Source organism: Bacteroidota bacterium (assembly GCA_034723125.1).
Classification (GTDB): Bacteria; Bacteroidota; Bacteroidia; order CAILMK01; family JAAYUY01; genus JAYEOP01.
The window spans coordinates 1-3,272 of the sequence record JAYEOP010000225.1; the positions used below are offsets into that span (position 1 = coordinate 1).

The window sequence follows — 3,272 nt, forward strand, 5'->3', positions numbered from 1 at the left end:
AACTCTAAATACTTGGAAAAAAGTAAATATTAAAATAGCGTAAATATAACTATCTATATTTTTATCAAATATCTCAATCATTTCAAAATTCTCCCATATATAATAATGCGATTTTAACTAAAATTATTATAAATATAGATAAAATCATACTTGCACAGTTTTTTAATTACTATTTATATATCAATAATATAAATTATTTTTTATATAAATAGGTACAATAAAATCTTTGTAAATAATGTATTGTTTGGCTTAATCTAATATATTACTTACTTATTCATATTGTAATTGTAGAATAAAAGTAATATATGAAGAGTTTATAGAAAAAATAAATATGTTTTATTCTATTAAATAAATAATTTATCCCAAATTTCTTCTAGTCTTTTGGCTAAGCAATAAGCTAAAAGTGGAGGAACCGCATTGCCAATTACCTTGTATGCTCCAGATCCAGATAAATTATAAGAATCTGTTCTTTTAAGTTTTCTAACAAACTCGTAATTATCTGGAAAGGTTTGAAGTCTTGCACATTCTCTTACAGTTAGTCTTCGTTCTTCTTTTGATTTTAATTCATTAATATATTTGCCACCATTTTCTTTGCTTAATCGTCTATATTCAATATTACCATGATGCTCAGCACGTATAGTAGGAGATGTATGATTTAAATTAATCTCAATATTTCCCTGATAACCTTTACAAAACTTTGCTTTGGAATAAGCTTGCTGAGCTAAATCTAGATCCTCGTTTGGTTCCTTTAATTTGTAAAAAGCAGTTTTACAGGTTGAATAAGGTTTCAAACTTTGATTTTTTTGTATAATATTTTTACTTAGGGGATTATAATGTGTTATTTGTGGATATGGATTAATATAATCTGGGATTCTATTGGACTCTAGAAGTTCTGCTATTCCTTTTTTTAAATATTTTTTATTGAATCCTATAAATATAACTCTTTCTCTATTTTGTGGGACTCCATAATCAGCAGCATTTAAAACTTGCGATGGGACTACCACATATCCTTCACCATCAATTGATTTAAAGTCATTTTCAATAATTTGTTTAACATCTCCCAAAGATACTAAGCCCTTTACATTTTCAGCATAAAAAACTTTAGGTTTAGTAATTTCTATAACTTCTTTTAGCCACATGTAAAGCTGACCTCTATTTTCAGAACTAGCAATTGTTGTATTACATCTAGTGCTACCATTATGCCCTTTCTGGGACTTAAGACCTTGTCTTTTACCAGCAACACTAAAATCTTGACAAGGAAATCCACCAGTTACTATATCAACATTCTTTGGAAAATTAAACTTTCCATCTCTGTGTTTTTTGACAATATCTACAATACTTTCAGTATGAAAAACTTCTTGACTATTGTGCCCTCTTTCTTTGAAAAAAGGAATCCAAGCTGCAGCAGCTGGCTTTAAAATGTCATTTGCAAAAACTGTACTAAATGGTGTTTCTTGCAGAATAACTTTTTTACCTAAATCTTTTTTTACCCAGTGAGCATTTTTTTTTAAATTTAAATAGTCTCTCATGGTTTCAAAGTTTCCTTCAAAACCTAAATCCATTCCTCCAGCACCTGAAAAAAGTGAAACTAATCTTCTCTTCATATTAAATCTCCAAACTTATTTAGTTCGGCTTATTGTATCAAGTTTTACCATAATGCTAACTTTAGTATGTAGAATTATAGTATGCAATTAGATATTATTTTAATATGGAAAATAAAAATATAGATATATTACATAAATTTGGTGATAGAATTCAATCTTTAAGAAAAGATAAAAAATTGTCTCAAGAGGATTTTGCTCATATATGTGGACTACATAGAACATATATAGGTATGATTGAAAGAGGTGAAAAAAATATCACATTAAAAAATATTGAAAAACTGGCTAAAGCTCTAAATATGGATATATCTGAGATAATGAAGGAGTTAAATGGCTGATATATTAACGCACCTAAGAGAAATTAGTTTTGGGTATTCTATTTTAAAAGGTGGAAATATTAATTTTAATGATTCTCCTGGTACATTTTTAGAATTTTGTAAGTCTAATATTAAAAATTGTGAATTTTTAACTAGAAATCAAATTTCAGCTAAAAGTACTAAGTTTTCTAGTGAAGAACTTAGTACTATTTCTAATGGTTTAAAATTAGGTAAATTTATAATAGACAATGGAATAATAAATAGTAATACTTCTAATGTAAAATGGCTTGGAAATGCTACACAAAGTGGAACAGCTTTTGATATTGAAATTGATAATATACCATTTTCATTAAAAGAAGATAGTTTTATATTACATAATATGGGGCTTTATCAACTTGTTAATATTATTACAGATAAAGTAATTTACAAAAGAGGGTTACATATTTTTGAAGAGTTTGCACCTCAAGAACTTGATCAATGGTTTAAAAAGACAAGAGACATAGTTATAGCTAAATTAAAAGAAGGTTCTTTTAGAACAGAAGATAGACAAAGAAAAAATATTAAATTAGCATATACTGAAGGAAAGTTATATTTATTTTATAATGGATTAGAGCTAAAAGTTGATAATTTTTCTGAATGTAATTATGAAAGATTCAAAAAAGAAATTAAAGGTGTTCTAAAAGAGAAAGTTTTTTCTAAGTTTATTAACCAAGAGATTTCTTCTTGTAATGAATATTTAAAAGCTAAAAAGCATTGTGCTGAAAAAGCAGGAGAAAATTTTGTAAAATTCTTAAAAGATAATGTTATTGAAAACCCTTCACCTAAATCATTATTTAACTTATTTAGAATAACAGATAGTAATTATTACTATGCAAAAACAACTAATAATTATATAGAAGTTTATAATATTCCTTCAAAAAATGAGTTTTTAAATAAAATAAAAATAACTGATATTTCGTACACTGTGCCAGATTCGCAATTAAATTTATTTACAACTATTGAGAATACAGAAACTGGTGAAAAACTAATAGTAAGAAATGAATTAAGATATAGTCATGGTCAACTTAACGGTACACCTGAGGCAAAAATGTATATAAGTGAAGGATCTTTATTAATAGCTTATCAGCCGATAGATACATAAAATTAAAATATTTTAGATAATTAAAGTATGTTAAGAAGATTATTTATAATAACTTTCAAACTGAAATTATGATTATGATAAACAGCACAGATAATAACAATACAAAACAAGCTATTAGGTATATGCTAATTGCATCATTTTTATTCTCCTTTACAATAGGATTTGCTAAATTACTTAGTGGCTATATGAGTTCAATTGAAGTGGTTTTTTTTA

The 3,272-nt window shown here is 26.1% G+C and carries 3 protein-coding genes; 2 read left to right on the top strand and 1 reads right to left on the bottom strand.

Going from position 1 to position 3,272, the window contains the following annotated elements; genetic code table 11:
- Positions 1-344: 344 nt before the first annotated feature.
- Positions 345-1,604 carry a DNA (cytosine-5-)-methyltransferase gene (gene dcm, locus U9R42_06355; GenBank protein ID MEA3495642.1) on the bottom strand — a complete coding sequence of 420 codons (1,260 nt, stop codon included), beginning with the start codon at positions 1,602-1,604 and terminating at the stop codon, positions 345-347.
- A 104-nt stretch (positions 1,605-1,708) separates the two neighbouring features.
- Between dcm and U9R42_06360 the strand changes: the two genes are divergently transcribed.
- Together U9R42_06360 and U9R42_06365 are read left to right on the top strand one after the other, a co-directional pair.
- Positions 1,709-1,939, top strand: coding sequence for a helix-turn-helix transcriptional regulator (locus tag U9R42_06360; GenBank protein ID MEA3495643.1), 231 nt, complete (start codon positions 1,709-1,711; stop codon positions 1,937-1,939).
- Entirely contained in the window at positions 1,932-3,059 is a 1,128-nt protein-coding gene (locus tag U9R42_06365; GenBank protein MEA3495644.1) for a hypothetical protein, read from the top strand. Before U9R42_06360 ends, U9R42_06365 begins: the two co-directional genes overlap by 8 nt.
- The last annotated feature ends 213 nt before the right edge of the window (positions 3,060-3,272 follow it).

Bases quoted from the DNA above. Each gene is read 5' to 3' on its own strand.
- dcm (MEA3495642.1), bottom strand. From the start codon at position 1,604: ATGAAGAGAAGATTAGTTTCACTTTTTTCAGGTGCTGGAGGAATGGAT.
- U9R42_06360 (MEA3495643.1), top strand. From the start codon at position 1,709: ATGGAAAATAAAAATATAGATATATTACATAAATTTGGTGATAGAATT.
- U9R42_06365 (MEA3495644.1), top strand. From the start codon at position 1,932: ATGGCTGATATATTAACGCACCTAAGAGAAATTAGTTTTGGGTATTCT.